We start from the raw sequence: 18,332 nt of genomic DNA, 5'->3' as shown, positions 1-18,332 counted from the left end.
TCTGCTTAAACGCATCACTCAATTGAGTGACGCACTTTTTTCTCGTTTCGTACAGAAAAGAATAGGACAACTGCTAGCAGGATAAAGGCGATCGCCGAAGCATATTCCCTTGGCATTGATAAACCGCCATCTTTGACTGGTTTGGTAAGAAAATCTCCGAAGGTGGCTCCGAAGGGTCGCGTGAAGATGAATGCGAGCCAGAATAGGAGGGTATCGCTCAATTTTGTGACGTAGTGAAGGGCGATGACAACACCAATGACGCTGGCTGTTACGAATGCACCCTGGATATAGCTCAGTCCCAAGTTGCTTGTCAGAAAATCACCAAAAGCCGTTCCCAGACTGTTAGAGAACACAATAGCCAGCCAATAGGTAGTCTCTGCGTCTTTCCTCACGATTGGATAAACGCTTATATCCCGATCTCGGTAGTACCAGATGGCAAGAACGCTTAAAAGACCAGCTACCAGGATCAGCGATCCCGCAGCGTAACCCAGTCCCAGAGATCGATCCATTAGGTCTGAAACTTCGGTTCCAGCTGTGGTTGTTGCAATGATGGCAGTCCAATAAAGGGCTGGAAGATATCTGGGGGATTGAATTTGAAAAAACAGGAGAATAGCCAGGATAGCGAACGTTACAGCAAAGCCTACATAATACCCCAGTCCGAGAGTCATCGAGATGAAGTCACCTGCCGTTTCTCCTAGAGTAGTAGCAACGATCTTCATGATCCAGAAGAAAATTGTGACTTTTGCAACTTTGTTAGCAACTTTGTTCATTTCTTTTTCACTAAATAAAAACAGTAACTCATCATAGTCAATTACAGCTTTTCGAGAGCAGTCGAGTCACAAGATTAGCTAAAAATACTCCAATCAATATCGTAGAACTAACAGCACAGCCCACATTTAGCGTCATCGACAGAAGATCGCCTGCCGTTTCTCCTAGAGTAGTGGCAACGATCTTCACGATCCAGAAAAATAGAGTGATTAGTGAAAGTTTACTCAGTTTGCTCATTGTTGCTCCTACTTGTTGTTGGGCAATTGTGCTTTATCTAAACTTATGACTTTATTCACCGAATACCGAATAACGATCGAGATAGCGGCGATAAATGTCACGTCGATCTCATACTGGAAAATTGAAGACTTGAAAAATGAAAACGCGCTCAGAACAAAAAATACAGAATTGAAGATATCAACCGTAGTAGCGATCTCGAAATGTCAGCTAAATCGCTAGGATACAAACAGAAAAAAGCTCAAGATCGAAAAGGCGATCGCCATCAGTTTTGTCGGTCAATCGGCTGTAAGGCTGGTTTCTTTCGCTTAAGGCTTAAGTAAATAACTAGGCTGGTAATTATAGAGAGAAAAAGCATACTCGTTCCAGTCGTACCCCAACCAAAACCTCCGTTTTTAGTTGGTTGAGATAATAGATCGCCTATCGATGCTCCAAACGGACGAGTCAAAATGTAAGCTAGCCAAAATGCCAAAACTGCATTCATCTGCAAGTAATAATAACCCGCCGCGATCGCGGCAATTAAAGTACCAAATACTAATGCTGCTTGTGCATAACCCAAACCCGAAGCCTCCGCTAAATAGTCTCCTGTAGAAGTACCCAAGGCAAACGTCAATAAAATAGCTACCCAATAATACAGCTCTCTTTTGGCAGTATTAATAGAGTGCATAGCTAATGTCTTTTCACTCAAGTACCAAAGCGTAAAAACTACTAACAAAGCAATACTAAAAACTATGTTAGTAGTCATTAAACTCACTCCAAACTCGTCTACTAATCTATCTGTAATTAGCGTACCAACAATACTTGCTAAAACGACCACAAGCCAGTAACTCACTGGAACGTAGCGTTTGAGTCTAAACTGATTGAAAAGCACAAATAGTAGCAACCCACCCATAATATAAGATGTAACGCCTAAGCCAAGGTTCAACGTCAACGCCAAAAAATCAGCCGCAGTTTCACCTACTGTGGTTGCTAGAATCTTGATCGTCCAAAAGTAAATTGTGACTTCTGGAACCCTGTTTAACATTTTTCGCATGATATTTCTCCTACTTGATTGTTTGCGATTTGGCTACGTTGTAATAAATCGAACAAGTTTTTTTTGCACGGCGATCGCACGGGAAAAGACTATAAACATCTAATAAACGCGATAAATCAGCTCCACTGGAAAAAAGCACCCCCACCTTAATCGGCAAATGTCAAGAACTCGGAAAGATTTTGCCGCTCGTAAATAATTGACAATACTCAATGGCAAGAATCGCTGCCTTTATCAGTAAAAGTTTTTCCTGCTTCTGGTACAAACTCCCAGGTGTAGCTCTGTGGGTGCAAGGTTAGCTTGAGTACGCCGTAAGTATCTGAATTACGCACTTGACTGTTAGGCTGGTTACTCACGAAGCGATAGTGATTTTTACCACCAGTACCAACTACAAACTGGCGAATACCTCGCTTTTCGTCTACCTTTGCACTGGGAGATTGCGGTGCAAAGCGTTCGTAGTCGTGGTCGTGACCGTTTAGCACGATTTCTGCCCCAGATGCATAGAGATCCTGCCAAAAAGCATCGTAATTAGAATCGCTCCCATGCTTTCCTGAAGAAAATCGCGGATGATGCCAATAAGCCAGCGTACAAGCACTTGGATGGGCTTTTAGATCGGCTTGTAGCCATTGTTCTTGGGGCGATCCTGCTCCACAACCCCCAACCTCCGAGCAGTTCGAGTTGAGCGCAATGATATGCCATTTACCAATGTTATAGCTGTAGTAACCCTTTGACGAATCGCCAGCAGCCGCCCCAAAGTAGCTGTAATAGTCTTTAGCACCAGTAGTAGCGTATTCGTGATTGCCAACTGCTGGACGAGTAATGGATTTGACGCGCCCCCAAGTAGGATTGTAAGACTGTTGAAAAGCTGAAGCTGTTCCAGTTTCGTACTGAATGTCGCCTAGAGGAAGCACTACTGCTAAGTCCGCATTTACGATTAAATTAGAAGTAGCTTTCATGTGGCAGGCATCGGCAGTGCCGTTGCCTCGATTGTAGTTAGGACTAGTTGGAGCGCAAGCAATATCACCCGCAGCTGCAATGATGGGATCTTTACTTGCCTTAGCGGGTTTGACTTCCTGGCTTTGAGTTGCCAAGATATAGCTAAATGAAGACAGACTGATGGCAAGTGAAACAGGAGCAAGAAAACGTATATTCATTATGTAACGTTACTAGTTTCTACTAATGCAAATAAAGGTTTCTTTTTGAGCAAGAACAAAAAGTGTAAGTTTTGTAATAGCTCCAACGTCTATCTCAAGGCAGCTTGAGTTTTAGAATCAATGACACCAGAAGGCTTTATACGTTCGGACTTTTGAAAAGCAATAACGGCGGATTGCATCTCGCTGCTGAAAACACCGTTAATCGCTCCTTTGTAAAAACCTTCTTGTTTCAGAATTTTCTGAGCCTGCGCCACTGCCGCTCCCTTGCTACCGATTTTTAGCACCGGAGTCTTGGCAGGCGAATCATGTTGAGGTATTACTGCAACTGGATGTTGCGATTGTCGTGCGGATACACTTTGCAGCAGTCCACCAAAACTGACTATACCAATAGAAGCTACTGTGAGAGCGATTTTTGCTGAAGTTTTCATAGAGCGAAATCCTTTTACTTTGGGCAAAGTGACTTCACTTTAGAGAGCAAATGTCAAGAACTTGAAAAGATTGACTGCAAAAATCGTCATGCGCTCAATCTGCCGCACTGCTGTATGCTAGAGATGAGTGCTAAAAGCTCTCGGACGGATTTAGCTACTTGACATTTCGATTGAAAAATCCTAAACGCTCAAAAATATTCAGTCTTTTTGCAATTTCAAGTTTGACAGGCATACCTGCTGTTAATTTACTTTTTTCATCTCGATTCATATCTGTAATGAGGAGCTTAACGTAAGCTGATTGGTCTTCCGATCCCTGAAACTGGTATTGACCTCTCACTTCGTCAAGTAACCCACCAGTTCGGTCAATGTTGACTATTTGCGCTTGATAGCTTCTACCTAATTCAGGAATAACAGCTGTTACTTTGTCACCTATCGATACTTGGGTAACTTGATCTTGCGTTAAGTAAGCCTCGATTATAGGTTGAGCTATCTCAGGTTGTAATAGTATTAAAGGTTCGTTACGAGTTACTTTATTACCAGGAGATTTAGCGATTCTTACAATAGTGCCAGAGGTAGGAGATGTGTAAATAGAATAGAAAGGATTTTTCTCTTTCCGATTCCCCAATGTTCGACCTGGTTGTCTGAGAATTTCCTTTTGTCTCTCTAGATTTTGCACTTCCTTTTTATACTGTTCTCTTTCTTGACTTAACGCGATCGCTCTACTAGCTGCTATTTTGACTTTTCGTTCTGCATCTTTTACATCCACTGTGAGACGCGATAGTTCTCCAACAAAAGCACTACCATTATAGTAATCTCCATTGTTAAGAGAACTTGCAGCTGCTTGAGCAATTTCCAATTCAGCTTTTGCTATTTTGAGATTACCTTCAATTTCAGCCAACTTAGCATTAGCTGTTTCCACCATTTCATTGCTAACAGCACCAGCTTGAAGTAAAGTTGTCAATCTGCTTAAACTATTTTTTGCTGCTTTATACTGAATAGTAAGCGAATCGAACTTAGCACGAGCTGCATTCAACTTATTTTGATTAACGAGTTTAGCAAGCTGTAATTTTTCTATCTCTCGTTGTCTAAGAGCTGCTACTTTTTGAAGTGCGGCTTCGGCTTCAGCTAACTCTAAGCGGCTGAGTTCGATCTTTTGATTTAAAGCGTCAATATTATCAATCTTATTACGGGCGATCGCGTTAACGTTATTAATTTCATTGTCAATATTAGAGCGAGCTATTTCTTCGTCATTTATCCGCAATAATGGTTGACCAGCCTGAACTTTCATTCCCTCACGCACATAAAGTTGACTAAGCGTTCCTGAGTTGGTAGAGATAACAGGTTCGATTGGTTGGGTCAAGGCGGCAGACTTAATTTCCATTTGAGTGAAAGATTTTTGTAAAGACAACAGAGTATAAAAAACGATCGCTCCTCCAGCAAATATATATCCTACAGAGGATAATACAAGCTTATAGTTATTTCTATTTAAGGCTGGTTTAGTAGATTCAAGTTGACTGCTGTTTGAAGTTTCGTCTCGATTGTTGATGCCCTCAATAGTTTCCAAAGGAATAATCTCACCCGTCTGCAAACTATCGATTGCTTGCTGTAAAAACTCTGTTTCAATTTTTGTTAAATTTAAAAAACGCACTCCTAATTTTTTTGTGTCGCTTGAAATCCATACCACTTCAATTAACGTATTTGTTGAAATATTAATTCCTCCTTTAAAGCTTAAAGAGAATTGAATAGGTAAACAATCTCCTACTAGTGTTGTCTGAGAAAAATCACTGATACAAAGTCCGCCGATACTCCAATTATTTACTGTATAGTTGCATCCATCGATGGCTACTCTAGCGGGTGCAGTAACTCGAAGATAAGCACGGTGTTCGCGGGTTGGTTGCTTGATTTCCATAAAAAAAGCTCCAATAAAAAGTTTGTCTAAATTTCTGCAATCGAAAAACTTTTAAGTCATTGCCTGAATAGAGTCTGCAATGCTTCTAGATACTAAATCTCGATTGGTAGAGCTGTCTCGAACGCTCTTTTCTAGTTCAATATGGGTAAATGCTGTTCCTACACTATGACAATAAACACCTTGTACGTTCTGAGTACCTCCTAATGAGGAGAAGGCTTGACCTGCTACACCTTGATTCACTTGTTGATTTAACACATCGGAAGCTGAAAGTTCGTTATAAACGTAGGTTATAAAGCTGCGAAGCCTCATGCGCTGACTTAAATCCATAACTTCAGTTGATAAACGACCTTTACCGTCAGATAAAATAGACTGAGTATTGCTAGGAAAAGATGGTTTATCAGAAATGCTAAAGCCATGTATTTGCCACGTTTTGGCTTGAGATGAAGTCCATGCTTTGTGAACCTCTTGGAAAATAGAATTAATAGGATTACAGACATCTGCTGTGTCAGTACCGTTAGCATCGCGATGCGCTCCAGCAACTAGAAATCCACGCGCCGCCGACCCCAAAAAAGCTTTAGCTCCAATTTCCTCTGAAAACTTGTCGAAAAGAACGTGCGGCACTTCTACTAAAGCATTGGAGCTGTATGTAGGATTAATAAAATAAGACCCCCAGCCTCGGATTGGGTAGCCTAGTACGCGCCTTTCTCTCAAGCTATAAAAGGCTTGTCCGCTAGAGATATCGATAAACTTTACGATTTCGTAATTGAGAACATTTGCTTTGTTCGCTGCTGTATTTATATCTTGAGATATTAAGCTGCTAGCCAAAACTCTAAAGTTGTCTAAATCAGCGGTTGTAGGATTTTGATAGAGATGAGAATTTTTAGGTAAAGCTAATTTTTTGATTCTGCTTATTTCTTCTAAAAAATTGCCGCGCTCAGTTAAAATGTTAGCTTCGCTAGTTAATGGCTGAGAACTAAAACCTAAGATTTTTTTAGACTGATAATTTAATAAGAAACTTGAAACGATACTTGCTAAAAAAGGACTTATTCTTAAGAAAAAATATTTACACATCTTTCTACGTGATAAAGCTGACATTGATGCACCTATAATTATTTTGTTACTAGTGAATTTTATACAAACTAACGGTAATTCTGTGATTTTAGAATGCCAGACTTTTAAAGTTTTAGCTCGCAAGTAATTCTGGTAAACTTTCGGTTAAAATATAATCAATTATTGCTGCTATAACAGTTACAAAAATATAAAATTTTATTTCTTTCTTAGAATACAAAATAGTGTCATTTACGTAAGACATTATGGTAACTATAACGTAAATATTGCTGCCCTTGAAAGGCAAAATAGTAGAGTCGAAATAAAGAAACAAAAGTTCGGTAATCCAGACATATATCGTACTCAAAAAAAGAGCCAAAGTATAGCGTTTTAATCCGACAATTAGAGTAAATTTGCAAATAAGTTGCGTAATAGTATAGACGATCAAACATCCTAGTAAGAAAGTGATGGCTGTCAAAGGATGGATGAGTAGTACAGCAGCAATTGGAGCTACCATGTAACCACCTGGACGAATATCTTTATAGCGATAAATTAAATAGCCGACCGCTAAAGTTATATAGAAATGGATAAAAGGATATTTGAACTCTATTATCTCTTTTCCAAGATACAAAGGTTTTAATGTGTCAAAATCCAAATCAAACAAGTAGGAAAACAAACCGTATGTTGCAAATAAAATAAAAGCAGTAAACAATGTAGTTAAAGCTATGCCTTTTACGACTTTATTTATCTGTTGTTTAGTAAAGGTAAAAGCAATAACTGCTGGAAGTAAAGTACCAGAAAGACTATCAAGGGAGTCAACCAACCAACCTAGTTGGATATACAAGAGTGCAATTAGATTGGCAACTCCTAGAGAAAGAAATGACAGAACATACATAGGAGTTTTACGTTTATAACTCGTTTGCTCTAGAAAGCGTTTGTAAATAAAGTAAATAACAAATGATAAAACTAAGGTAGTAATACACCAAATTGGCGATATCAAAAATAAGATAATAATGAAGCCAGGAACAATTACTCCTCCTGGATTTATTCCATAAATGTTTTTGTAAGCAACAGATGTAAAAGCTCCAATGACTAGAGCTAATCTACTGACCTCTGGAGTATTTAATGACTCAAACATTGATAGTTACTTCGGTAGAGTTGGTTGAAGATAAATCTGTCTGCGATCGCACGTCTACTTTTGCTTGTTCTGCAAAAAAATGCAAAAGCTCTTCTGCTTGAATCGTGTGTATATTTACGGCTCCTACAATTACAACTTTATCATTATCTATGCCGCTGACAATTTGATTCAAAAGTTCTACAGCTGAGGCATTCTTAAATTTTGTAGAATAGCCTAGATTGATTATTTTACTTCGCTCTAGTGCAAATATTTTATTTACTGCTGTTTCATAGTCTCCCAATGTAATTACACGTTCAAACTTGAGATCGCGTGCTATACTAGCAAATAGTTCAACTCTAGTTGGACGGTCATGACGATTGTTTAATAAAACTACCTTCTTATAGCTAGAAAGTTGTTTAAATAATTTTAAACAAACCTCAATAAAACTTTCGCGATCGTTAATAGCAAATAGGTTTGCCCAAGCGAGCGTGTAGCGGTTAAATTGAATGTATTCAATGTTAAAAGCTCCTGGGTCTGCCACTGCTGATTTCATTGCTGTTAAAGCTCTATCTATAGGTAGTTTCAAAATCTTGGCAATTTCATAGCCGATGGAAACATTTTCTTCATGAGCAAAATGAGAAAAACCTTCCATGTCTTCAGGTTTTACTTGATGCTTGTTAGCAACTATCAGTAAAGAGTTTTTCTTTTTGGCATTTCTCCATAGTATATTGAGTAATTTAGCTTCTGTTTCTGATGTAATTACAATGCCTTTTTGAGGGATAGTTTTAGACAAGGATTCAGCAATCTCTTCTAAAGTTTCGCCCATGTAATCGGGATGATCGTAGCGCACGTTAGTAATAATTCCAATGTGCGATCGCATAACTTTTTCCTCCAACCATTTAGCATAAACAGGGTTAACAGCCATGCATTCGAGGACTACGGCTTGCGCTTTCTGGCGGCAAAAGCTTTTTAAAATTTTGACTTGCTCGTTGACATTGGCATAGCCTTTACGTTTAAAGTCGTAATCTTCTCCATTTGGTCGAATAATTCTCGCAGCACTACCCGTTGTTTTCCCAAAAGTGTGATAGCCAGCTTCTCTAAAAACTGCTGTCGTGTATCTCGTGACAGTTGATTTTCCTCTAATGCCGTTAATATGTATCCGCCATTGGATTTTGTCTCGTTGTTTTCTAAATTTGAAGTTATCAAATAAAATCCACAACACGTAGCAATAAAAGCTAATGAAAAATAGCAGAAAAATAGTCACTATCTTTGACCTCAGAAGTATTGACTGCGAAGAAACAATATTTTGTGGTTGTTAAAACTCAAACCCCAAGAGGTTCCAATAGGACAGAAATGAAATAAAGCCCCATGCACACAAGATAAAGAATAAATAATACAATCTTCCTAAGACCGACCAGCGCTTATCTTGCCAACTTAGTACCATAAAGACGGGTAATACAGCCGTCAGGCTAGCGGTCATGATGGGAATGCAAAGCAATGTAGTGATGATGGGAGGCAAACCATAAGCAAATTCATATAGGTTGCTGAGTAAGATAGCCAGGAGCGTGCCGAACAAGAAGAATAGATTAAGTGCAGAGATGGCTACAGGTAAAGTAGAGCCACTCAATCTTACTAGGGATTGAATATCCTGCTTTGAACCCAACCATCGAGAAGGGTATTTTTGCCAACGATGAGTCAGAGAGCGACTCGACCAGCCAATGCAGGATGACAGAAAAACCAGTATGCAAAATCCAAAGAGACTGAGTTGAAAAGCATTCGTTTCGTACCAAGCCAATTTTTCAAAAGCATCTGCACCAATAAACATATGAGTGATGCGTCCCCGACCGTTCTCTTTGAAAGCAACGTAGGGACCGTCAGTAAATTGAAATAACAAAGGTTCGATCTCTACCAACTGGTTCGTTGTTCTAGAGCTTGAGTTGCTATTATCTGTTACAGCTCCATACAACACGGAGTCTACCTTTTTCAAGGCGCGTCGAGGCGAGCGATTAGGTTTGTAAGTATTCGGCTCTAACGTCAAGATTCCATCACCCTTCGCTCTCACCCGTAACTCTGGTGCAGATACCGGAGCCTTGAGGAGTACCGGAGCCAACTTTTCGATAGTAGAGTGCGGATAGCGGCTAAACCGATAATTACCAACAAAATAATTAGCTCGGTGTTGGAAGTTTGAATTCGGCTGGGGAGAAGAAATTGATTTTTTAACCGGATAGTAGCGATCGAGAAACTGACCGATCAATTGTTCGCGCAGCTCATCCTGCTCGTTGTTGTAAGCAACAAATAAACCAAGTTTTTGTTCGGGTAATAGAAACAATAAGCTAGCAAACCCTGGATCTGTACCGCCGTGTTCGATCGCTCGCAGATTATTTTGGAAACGCTCGGAAAAACCGTAAGCCCAGCCTGGTAGCTGTGGATGGTGGGTAAAGTGAGAGGCGTGCATCTGTTGAGCTGTTGTCTCCTCTAGAATTTTGGTATTGCCGTAGCGACCATTTTGTAGGTGAGCAATTATAAAGTGAGATATGTCAGTAGCAGTAGCTTTGAGTGCGCCAGCTGGACCATCATTTATGTAATAGGACGGTACTGGTTGATAGTTGCCCCTGCGGTACTCATAGCCTACAGCCAGATCGGATGCTAAATGTGCAGGCAACGGCTGTAAAAAGCTGCTTTGCTGCATATCCAATGGTTGCAGGATGTTCTCGTCAGTATACTGAGCGAAGGGAATGCCAGAAATCTCTTCTACGAAATAGCCTGCTAGAGCGATACCGTGATTCGAGTAGCTGATAATTTGTCCTGGGGGACTGACACGAGGAGGCATCCGCTTTGCTAAGTACTCTCCTAAAGGCATTAACTCGGATGCATTTCGAGCCGCCAAACCGATGAATTTCTCATCAAAACCGCCCGTGTGGGTCAGAAGATTGTCGATCGTGACTGGAGCAGGATAGTTTTCTTGAAGTTGAAAATTCTTGAGGTATTTGTTTACGTCATCCTTGAGCTTAAGTTGACCTCGCTCTGCTAATTGCATTACAGCAGTAGCCGCGAAAAGTTTAGAAACAGAAGCAAGGCGAAATAGAGTTTGATTCGGAGCGACAGGTATTTTCTTTTCCAAGTTAGCGTAGCCATAGCCTGCGGTGAAAAAGGGCTTACCATCTTTAACAATTGCGATCGCCGCACCAGGAATGTGTAGCCGTGTCATTTGTTGAGCAAAAAAGTTGTCCAAAAAAGCTTTTAGCTCCTGCGGATCGTCTGGTCCTTGTTGTTGGATGTCTGTTTGTTCAGAACGGGCATCACTGAACATATTTCTATTGGATTCAGTTGATAAACCTTCAGCCAAACATGGTTGTCCGAAAAATAGCAAGACCAAAACTAAACCGATCGATCCTGCGATCGCGCGCTGCATCCACTGCCTTAACTTTTTATTTGTGGATGACGGGTAAGGCAGAAATCCTGTCTTTATTTGCATGATTTATCGATCTTCCAGTCTCGCGTCTGGCGTTTGTTGCCAATTTACTGCTATTTAAAGAGCTAATGCTCAAAAACTTTAAGAACTGCGCCTTGCTACTTCCGTACGTACAGCTTTCATCGTCTTCTCTACATGGCGGCGAAAGATGTTATAGAACAAGCCCTTCGGCGTGACAGATTTGGGATGGGCGTGGATTTGCTGAGTCAGCAGAACTTGGGTCTTAGAAGCATAGGGATAAGCAGGGACAGGTTGAAGAGTCCATCTGCCATATAATTCTTCCAGCTTACCTTCTACCATTTGAAAGCTAAAGCCTTTTTGGGGCGTTTCTGTAATGGCGAGACGAGTGCGGGCATTGATGGTAATCAGTGGCGCAACATGGTAGCGATTGACTTCTTCAAATAGATGCTGGTTGTGATTGGATTCCAGCACGGAACTAGCAGTGACATTGGGCATGAAGCGAGAGTAGTTGCTGTAGTCCGTCAGGACAGACCATGTTTGTGATGGAGTGGCATCGATTAAAATGCGGGCGGTGTAGCAGCCATTTTCACCAGAGACTACAGGTTTTCCCTGCCGTAGAGTCACGCGCTCTTGTACGGGTAAGGTATCTAGTGGGTTGTTAGCAAAAGCAACCTGCGCTCTAGCGGGTAAGTTGTTCCCTGCTAGAGACAGAGTACCAGGCAGCAAAAAATAGAGCAGCGATCGCGTATGCCATGACTTCGCCATCAAAACTAACCTCTTGCTTACAGAATGGTGTCAAAAAGCTGAAATCAACCTTTAAAGGCTTTAAAGATTGAGTAAAAAATTATCGAAAACCGAACCGAGCAAAGCAGCATCTATAACTTGCTAACCTCACTCATTGTTTCCTCACACCAAACACCCAGATGGGCGATGTCAATATAAGCAGAAAAAGTAAAGAACTCGGAAAGATTTGCTCGCTCGGAAAAATTACGCCACAATAATATCGGCTTCATTACTGGAAAAAAAACTCGTTTGGTAGAATTCTATTGAGGGCGATCGCACTGTGCAGCCTAACTTACAACAGTTGTACATAATTTTGCTCGTTCGCAATTAGATCTTTTCAAGTTCTTGACTAATACTTTCTAAATTGAAATGACATAAATTTAGCTGTTTACAATCGTGAAAGTTTCCAAGTACATAATTTTGGCTGCTGCTTTTATCGGAATTTGGGGTTTTAGTGGAGCTGTACGAGCCAAATCTGCCATTGAATCTCAACGTACAACTGCGTTAGCAAAGCCGAACGAAGTTATCCCATCTTACAAAACCAATCTGATTGGTCAAGCCAGAGATATAAATAGCCAATTGGAAGATAGTAAAGAAGTGCCCGATCCATCAGACGATCGCGATAGTGAAGTCAAAGATGATAAAGTTCCAGCTGCCCTCAGCCAAGTAGGTGAATACGGTGAAAGCATCTACGACATGGCAAAAATCAACAACTGGACTAAAGCAACTGCCAATCTCAATTCATTACAAAGTGCAGCGAAGCAGCTGGACGCGCAGATTGACGGCAAAAGTCAAGCCGTAGCACAACTCAATTCCAGCATTGCAGCTCTTAGTCAAGCCGTTAACGCGAAAGATCGCCAATCGGCAATGCGCGATGCTAACCAGGTGACTCTCATCGCTGCTAAAATGACCGTGCCTTTCGAGCCGAAGGTTCCAGTTGAAGTAACGCTACTCGATTACTACGGTCGGGAATTAGATATTTGGGCAGCACAGGGAAATACTGCCAAGTTGAGAACAACAACTGGCGAAATGCGTCGCACTTGGAATGCACTACGTCCATCTATTTTGGCTCGCGGAGGTTCTGCCCAAGTGAAAAAGTTTGACACCTTAATTACTCGTATCGAAGCAGCAAAATCAACCTCTGAATACGGTCGCCTTGCCACTCCCATACTAGACGAAGTGGATAATCTTGAGAAAGTCTTCCAGTAATCGAAGGCTAAAATCCCAAGTAGGCAAGCATTACTGAATCAAAGAAATGACCTACATTTTTCTCCCAAAAGTTTAATCTAGGTCATTTCAAATAACAACGGCTTTGTTGAATTGAGACACACATTTGAGAATACCAGGAAATTAAAAGAATGTCATATAGCAAGGAAAGTCAACCATTGCCTTCAATTCAAAGCATTAACTTGGCAGTTCCACTTTCTCTAGAACAAGCCATAGCATACTCTGGAAGCTCCCGCTGGCTGGCTCTGCATTGGGAGCCTGAGTTAAATCAGTTATGTCACAACGACGGTCAGACAGTTGGTGTGGGTAATACTTATGCATGGCAAATTTTCCGCCACCATCCCAAGGTAGAACGACTCTGTCACCCTTATCACTTGGGAGATGACGGTCAACCCGCACGGCACTATCTACTACTGGATAGAGAAACACGCAAATTGTACGTAGGAGAAAGCATAGTAGTTGAAGAGTGCTTGAAGCAGCCACAAGTATTAAGTTTACTGGCAGCATTAGACGCAGATAGTACTGCCATATCCGTTCGGGACAATCTTCGCTCTCAATCATTTTGGCAAGAGCGTCGGACTCGCGCGATCGCTATAGGTATCGCTCTACTGCTGTTGCTGGGACTGCCTGCGGCTGGGTTTGGGGTCGAGATTTTAGAGAAAAATGACTGGATAGAAGTAGAGCTGCCTGAATGGTTAGATTAATCGAATTGATGTATTCAGCAATGGGCGATCTGAAAAACAGGCATTAGCTTACTAATGGGACTTTGAAAGTTTTTAGCTCTAAAAGAGGCTGAATTCCAAGCAGAACAAGGAAAATACATCAATGAGATAAAACTGGCTGAAACCTAAGCATGGTAAGGAAACGCTACCAATCGATGTAAAACCAGCTCTGGTTCTGCTTTTGAGACTATCCAATCGGCAGTTTTCTTCAAAGTCCCACTAAATAACTACGTGCTTCAAATTCATATCGTCTCAGGAAGCTGAAAGCTTGTTGTTCTAACTGCCGCACTCGTTCTCGACTAATACCCATTCGCTGACCAATTTGTGCCAGGGAAAGTTCGTTTCCGTCTGCTAGACCGAAGCGTAGAGTTAATATTTCTCGTTGTTGAGTAGGCAGCTTTGACAATATGTTTTGAACGCTTTCACGTATCGATTCCCGAACTGCGTAGCTTTCAGGTAAAAGTCCGTCATCTTGCAGTATATTCTGCAATTCTGTATCCTGTTCGTCTCCAATTCGAGCTTCTAGGGAGATAGGATGACGAGCAAGTAGCAAGCATTCTCGGACTTGTTCGGGCTGTAGGTCGATCGCCTCAGCGATCTCGATAGATGTAGGAGTGCGACCCAGCTTTTGAGATAGCTCCCGTTGCGTGCGCTTAATTTTATTCAGCTTCTCAGTCATGTGAATGGGCAACCGAATTGTGCGGGACTGCTGAGCGATCGCCCGCGTTACTCCCTGGCGAATCCACCAGTAGGCGTAGGTAGAAAACCTAAAGCCTCTGGTTGGATCGAATTTTTCAACCCCTCGTTCCAATCCTAAAGTGCCTTCCTGAATTAAGTCTAGAAAATCCAAGTTGCGTTTTTGGTATTTCTTAGCTACTGCCACTACTAATCGGAGATTAGCCTCAATCATCTTCTGTTTAGCTTGTTGTCCCGCGAGTAGCTGTTTTTGTAGTGCTTTGTCACTTAAGTGCATTAGCTCTGCCCACTCTTGCAAAGTTGGTTCGCGCTGCAATTGCTTGGCTAAATTTTCCTTGGCAGTCACTAAAGCTATCATCTGCTGAACTTGTTTGCCAAAAACAATTTCTTGTTCGTGACTTAATAAAAGTATGTTGCCAATTTCGTGCAGATAAGTATGTACCAAGTCAACAGTAGATGAATATTTATATTTCGTGTTGTACTTGGTAGATCCTGAAATTGATTTAGCTATGAATGTCATTATCTTTGTACGCAAAGGTATATACAGACTAGACAAAGAAGAGATATTTTTCTATCAATGGCATTCCGATTTTAGCAAGACTCTATACCTCAAAATACTTGGAAAAAATTCCAAACTTGGGGAGATGATTTTATGCTGAGTTGGAGAATATTTTCTTAAAAGAGGATGAGTTTAAGCCAGATGTAAAATAAGGCATTTCTTGTCTGCATCTCGAACAAAACCAGTAAAGTCTTTTCGCCTGAATATGCCGAAGTAGGTTATGAGAGCAACAAGGACAAGGATTCATTTAGTCCTCCAGAGTTAACCAATTTATCTATAGGCTGGGCAGTAATCTCTCTAGTTGTATGAGTTTTGTTTCAGATAGTTAGGAACGAATTGAACCGTTATAATCCACAGTAACCTTAGAGCCATCTTTAGCAACTGTAACAATACTCTCAACTGAGGGAATTGTAGAGCCAGGTTGACTACCAGTGAAGGTGAAGATCCAACTATTTCCACTATCTACACAAGGAGCTTCAAAAGAAGGGCCGTACATAGATGCCGCAGCACGATATTGACTTAATCCACCGTTGACTTTTTCAGCTGCTTGACGTGCTAGATTTCTAGCTCTAGTTAGAGCAGGAGTAAAAGTGATAGTATTTCCATTGACGGTTTGCGGAGTAACACAGGAAGTTGAGAAAGTTCGAGCCTGAGCAGGGGTGGAACTAAATGTTAAGAGACTCAGAGCGATCGCAGAAGTTATCGCAGAAGCTATTGTGGGAATCTTCATATTTAAAAATCTGTTGAATTAGAATCAAGACTAAGCAAAACTTTTTCTACCAAATTTGCTTTATTTTTCAGCTTTTGGTACTCGATCTAAAGATTTTTGAGGAGATATTTTTAAGTTAAATCTTTGATATTGCTTTTTTGTGACAACAATTTGAACTTTTTGTGTCTGGAGCGAGATTGCTATCTCATCGTCAAACTCTATCTAAAAATATAGTCAACTTGTAGCTTGTTTATTTATAATGCAAGTAAGCACTTACAATAAATATGGCTCGTTTAAAACAAGGAACGGTCAAAACTCGCGATCGCCTGCTTAAAGCAGCGATTGAAGTTTTCTCAACTGAAGGCTTTGTTGGAGCCACAACCCGCGAGATTGCTCGCGTAGCAGGCGTAAACGAAGTCACGTTATTTCGATATTTTCCGAGTAAGGAGCAACTGCTGGGTGCTGTGGCACAACATATTACCGCTCTAAAAGCAGAGGCACTCGCCCATCAAGAGGAGTGGACGCAGGACTTGCGCCGCGACCTTTTACACTATGCAACGCTGCATGACAATATGCTGGAAGAGTATGAAGCCCTGATTCGGATGTTCATTGGCGAAGCGCAGAGGCATCCCCAGGAAGCGCTTCAGGTACTTCAACAATCTTTCCTTCCCTTGCGCGAACAGCTGATTGCCTATTTACGTAACTGCATTGAACGCGGTAGCGTTCGTCCCGATGTAGACCTACCGTTAGCAGTGGATCGGTTTACAGGGATGCTGCTAGCTGGGATGGTGCGCCGTCATGTCGTTCCCATCGTCAGGGGCTATAGCCGCGCTCAGTACGTTGAAGGATGCGTAGATTTGTTTGTACGTGGCGTTAGTACGACAGCTATTAATCCTAGTTGTACTGCAACACCATCTACAAGCTAACTAGCAATCGGCAAGTCACAACAGAAAAACTAAGTATTTTCACTAAAAGATTTTTGGCATTATCTAATCTCACATCCGCTCGAACTCCGATTCGGCGCTCGAATCATCTGAACCAGCCATGAAGCAAACCCCATCGACCAAACTAGAAGAATTAGAACCAATCGATCGCTACAACGGATGTAAGGGAAAAAACTCAGAAAATAACGGTGTTGCAACAGATGAAGTCGTTAATAAAGCAACAGAGGATGAAGCCGTTGATGAAGCACCAGATGAAGTCGTTAATAAAGCAACAGAGGATGAAGCCGTTGATGAAGCACCCAAACCACGCAGTAAGAAACGACGCGGATTGTTGTTAGTTGTAGGAGGCGTTGTTCTTGTTGTTGGTGCGATCGCTGGACTGCGCTGGTGGCAATTTCAAAACACCCATGTGAGTACGGATAACGCTCAAATTCAGGGACATCTTTCGCCGCTTGCTCCCAAGATTTCCGCAACGGTGCAGCAAGTCCTGGTAGAAGAAGGCGATCGCGTCAAAGCAGGAGAACCTTTGGTGATGCTCGAAGATCGAGATTTGCCGTTAAAAGTACAACAGGCAGAGGCAGAACTAGCAAATGCCAAAGCCCAATTAAACAGCGCGATCGACACTGTAAAACTCACCAGTCAAACCAATCCGATTCAAGTTCAACAAGCGCGATCGCAGCTAGCAGCAAGTTTATCTGCGGCGAATGCAGCAAAAGCCAGCGTCAGCCAAGCTCAAGCAGTCATTGAAACTAACCAAGCCAAAATTGCCCAGGCACAAACCGAGATAAATCTGACGCAAACAGATTACCATCGCTACCAAACCCTATACAAAGCAGGTGCAATCTCGGCTCAACAATTTGATTCTGCTCGTGCTGCTTATGAAAACGCCCAAGCTAGTCTAACGGCTGCTCGTAAAACCATCGCTCAATCGCAAGCAGAGTTCAAGAATGCTCAAGCCCAATTGCAAAAAGCCCTAGCCGAAGCAGATGCAGCCAGAGGACAGGTGCGAGAAACTCAAGTGTCTGGACAAAACGTGACGGTGCAGCGCGATCGGCAACAACAAGCTCAGGCTCAAGTAAAACAGGCAACAGCCGCACTAGCTCTGGCGCGTCAGCAATTGACATACACCGCGATTAAAGCACCTGTCGATGGTTATATCGGACAACTAACCGCCCAAGTAGGACAGAAAGTTCAGGTAGGGCAACCTTTGCTGTCTGTAGTACCACTCAAAACCGACGAGGTTTACGTAGAAGCAAACTTTAAGGAGACGGCGCTAGGAAAACTGCAAATTGGCGAGAAAGCAGATGTTGAAGTGGATGCTTATTCTGGGGAAACATTTCACGCCACGATCGCTGGGATCAGTCCGGCAACAGGCGCTAGCTTCGCCTTACTGCCACCCGATAACGCCACAGGTAATTTCAACAAAGTCGTGCAGTGGGTTCCAGTCCGGCTCGTATTTAATTCCAACACTGATGGACAAAATAAACTCAAACCTGGATTGAACGTGACCGTTACGGTAGATACGACAACGGCTCCTAAAGTGGCATCAACAACCCCGAATTAATTTCTCTT

Annotated in this window: 17 protein-coding genes and 1 pseudogene; 4 read left to right on the top strand and 14 right to left on the bottom strand. The window is 41.8% G+C overall.

Annotated elements, in window-relative coordinates:
- Positions 1 to 14: 14 nt before the first annotated feature.
- From CHRO_RS29175 to CHRO_RS29125, 12 genes and pseudogenes are all read right to left on the bottom strand, one after another.
- Positions 15 to 770: a COG4705 family protein gene (locus CHRO_RS29175; protein WP_015163225.1), complete on the bottom strand. Its 756-nt coding sequence runs from the start codon at positions 768 to 770 to the stop codon at positions 15 to 17.
- 40 nt (positions 771 to 810) lie between these two features.
- Positions 811 to 996 (bottom strand): annotated as a pseudogene (locus CHRO_RS29170) (hypothetical protein); the annotation flags it as partial.
- A 17-nt stretch (positions 997 to 1,013) separates the two neighbouring features.
- A complete protein-coding gene (locus CHRO_RS35135; RefSeq protein WP_425394291.1) occupies positions 1,014 to 1,181 on the bottom strand; it encodes a hypothetical protein in 168 nt (55 codons plus the stop codon).
- 86 nt (positions 1,182 to 1,267) lie between these two features.
- Positions 1,268 to 2,035 carry a COG4705 family protein gene (locus CHRO_RS29165; RefSeq protein WP_015163223.1) on the bottom strand — a complete coding sequence of 256 codons (768 nt, stop codon included), beginning with the start codon at positions 2,033 to 2,035 and terminating at the stop codon, positions 1,268 to 1,270.
- Between the two features lie 206 nt (positions 2,036 to 2,241).
- Positions 2,242 to 3,186, bottom strand: a complete 945-nt coding sequence (locus CHRO_RS29160) for a metallophosphoesterase family protein (protein WP_015163222.1) — start codon at positions 3,184 to 3,186, stop codon at positions 2,242 to 2,244.
- 89 nt (positions 3,187 to 3,275) lie between these two features.
- The gene (locus tag CHRO_RS30125; RefSeq protein ID WP_015163221.1) at positions 3,276 to 3,614 is read right to left on the bottom strand and encodes a peptidoglycan-binding domain-containing protein; all 339 of its coding nucleotides are present in this window, start codon (positions 3,612 to 3,614) and stop codon (positions 3,276 to 3,278) included.
- A gap of 154 nt (positions 3,615 to 3,768) precedes the next feature.
- The gene (locus tag CHRO_RS29150; RefSeq protein ID WP_015163220.1) at positions 3,769 to 5,523 is read right to left on the bottom strand and encodes an HlyD family secretion protein; all 1,755 of its coding nucleotides are present in this window, start codon (positions 5,521 to 5,523) and stop codon (positions 3,769 to 3,771) included.
- Positions 5,524 to 5,574: 51 nt separating this feature from the next.
- Positions 5,575 to 6,618 (bottom strand): hypothetical protein, encoded by a 1,044-nt coding sequence (locus CHRO_RS29145; RefSeq protein WP_015163219.1) that lies wholly within the window; start codon positions 6,616 to 6,618, stop codon positions 5,575 to 5,577.
- Positions 6,619 to 6,706: 88 nt separating this feature from the next.
- A complete protein-coding gene (locus tag CHRO_RS29140; RefSeq protein ID WP_015163218.1) occupies positions 6,707 to 7,708 on the bottom strand; it encodes a poly-gamma-glutamate biosynthesis protein PgsC/CapC in 1,002 nt (333 codons plus the stop codon).
- Positions 7,701 to 8,951 carry a poly-gamma-glutamate synthase PgsB gene (pgsB, locus tag CHRO_RS29135; RefSeq protein WP_015163217.1) on the bottom strand — a complete coding sequence of 417 codons (1,251 nt, stop codon included), beginning with the start codon at positions 8,949 to 8,951 and terminating at the stop codon, positions 7,701 to 7,703. Before pgsB ends, CHRO_RS29140 begins: the two co-directional genes overlap by 8 nt.
- Before the next feature lie 51 nt (positions 8,952 to 9,002).
- Positions 9,003 to 11,162 (bottom strand): serine hydrolase domain-containing protein, encoded by a 2,160-nt coding sequence (locus tag CHRO_RS29130; RefSeq protein WP_181824415.1) that lies wholly within the window; start codon positions 11,160 to 11,162, stop codon positions 9,003 to 9,005.
- 78 nt (positions 11,163 to 11,240) lie between these two features.
- Positions 11,241 to 11,885 (bottom strand): SRPBCC family protein, encoded by a 645-nt coding sequence (locus tag CHRO_RS29125; protein WP_015163215.1) that lies wholly within the window; start codon positions 11,883 to 11,885, stop codon positions 11,241 to 11,243.
- 414 nt (positions 11,886 to 12,299) lie between these two features.
- On the opposite strand from CHRO_RS29125, the gene CHRO_RS34065 reads away from it, so the two are divergent.
- Entirely contained in the window at positions 12,300 to 13,112 is an 813-nt protein-coding gene (locus CHRO_RS34065) for a hypothetical protein (protein WP_015163214.1), read from the top strand.
- A gap of 149 nt (positions 13,113 to 13,261) precedes the next feature.
- Positions 13,262 to 13,834, top strand: coding sequence for a hypothetical protein (locus CHRO_RS29115; protein WP_015163213.1), 573 nt, complete (start codon positions 13,262 to 13,264; stop codon positions 13,832 to 13,834).
- Positions 13,835 to 14,060: 226 nt separating this feature from the next.
- Here the strand turns inward: CHRO_RS29115 and CHRO_RS29110 are convergent, their stop codons facing one another.
- Both CHRO_RS29110 and CHRO_RS29105 read right to left on the bottom strand, forming a co-directional pair.
- Complete coding sequence (locus CHRO_RS29110; RefSeq protein ID WP_015163212.1) at positions 14,061 to 15,068, bottom strand: RNA polymerase sigma factor, RpoD/SigA family; 1,008 nt, start codon at positions 15,066 to 15,068, stop codon at positions 14,061 to 14,063.
- Between the two features lie 364 nt (positions 15,069 to 15,432).
- Positions 15,433 to 15,837 carry a hypothetical protein gene (locus CHRO_RS29105; RefSeq protein WP_015163210.1) on the bottom strand — a complete coding sequence of 135 codons (405 nt, stop codon included), beginning with the start codon at positions 15,835 to 15,837 and terminating at the stop codon, positions 15,433 to 15,435.
- 263 nt (positions 15,838 to 16,100) lie between these two features.
- On the opposite strand from CHRO_RS29105, the gene CHRO_RS29100 reads away from it, so the two are divergent.
- Together CHRO_RS29100 and CHRO_RS29095 are read left to right on the top strand one after the other, a co-directional pair.
- Entirely contained in the window at positions 16,101 to 16,742 is a 642-nt protein-coding gene (locus tag CHRO_RS29100; protein WP_015163209.1) for a TetR/AcrR family transcriptional regulator, read from the top strand.
- Between the two features lie 118 nt (positions 16,743 to 16,860).
- Positions 16,861 to 18,324 carry an HlyD family secretion protein gene (locus tag CHRO_RS29095; protein WP_015163208.1) on the top strand — a complete coding sequence of 488 codons (1,464 nt, stop codon included), beginning with the start codon at positions 16,861 to 16,863 and terminating at the stop codon, positions 18,322 to 18,324.
- The last annotated feature ends 8 nt before the right edge of the window (positions 18,325 to 18,332 follow it).

It is taken from the genome of Chroococcidiopsis thermalis PCC 7203, assembly GCF_000317125.1.
GTDB classification, from domain to species: domain Bacteria; phylum Cyanobacteriota; class Cyanobacteriia; order Cyanobacteriales; family Chroococcidiopsidaceae; genus Chroococcidiopsis; species Chroococcidiopsis thermalis.
Note: the sequence above shows the minus strand (reverse complement) of the source record. Positions and strands in the feature narration are given on the sequence as shown.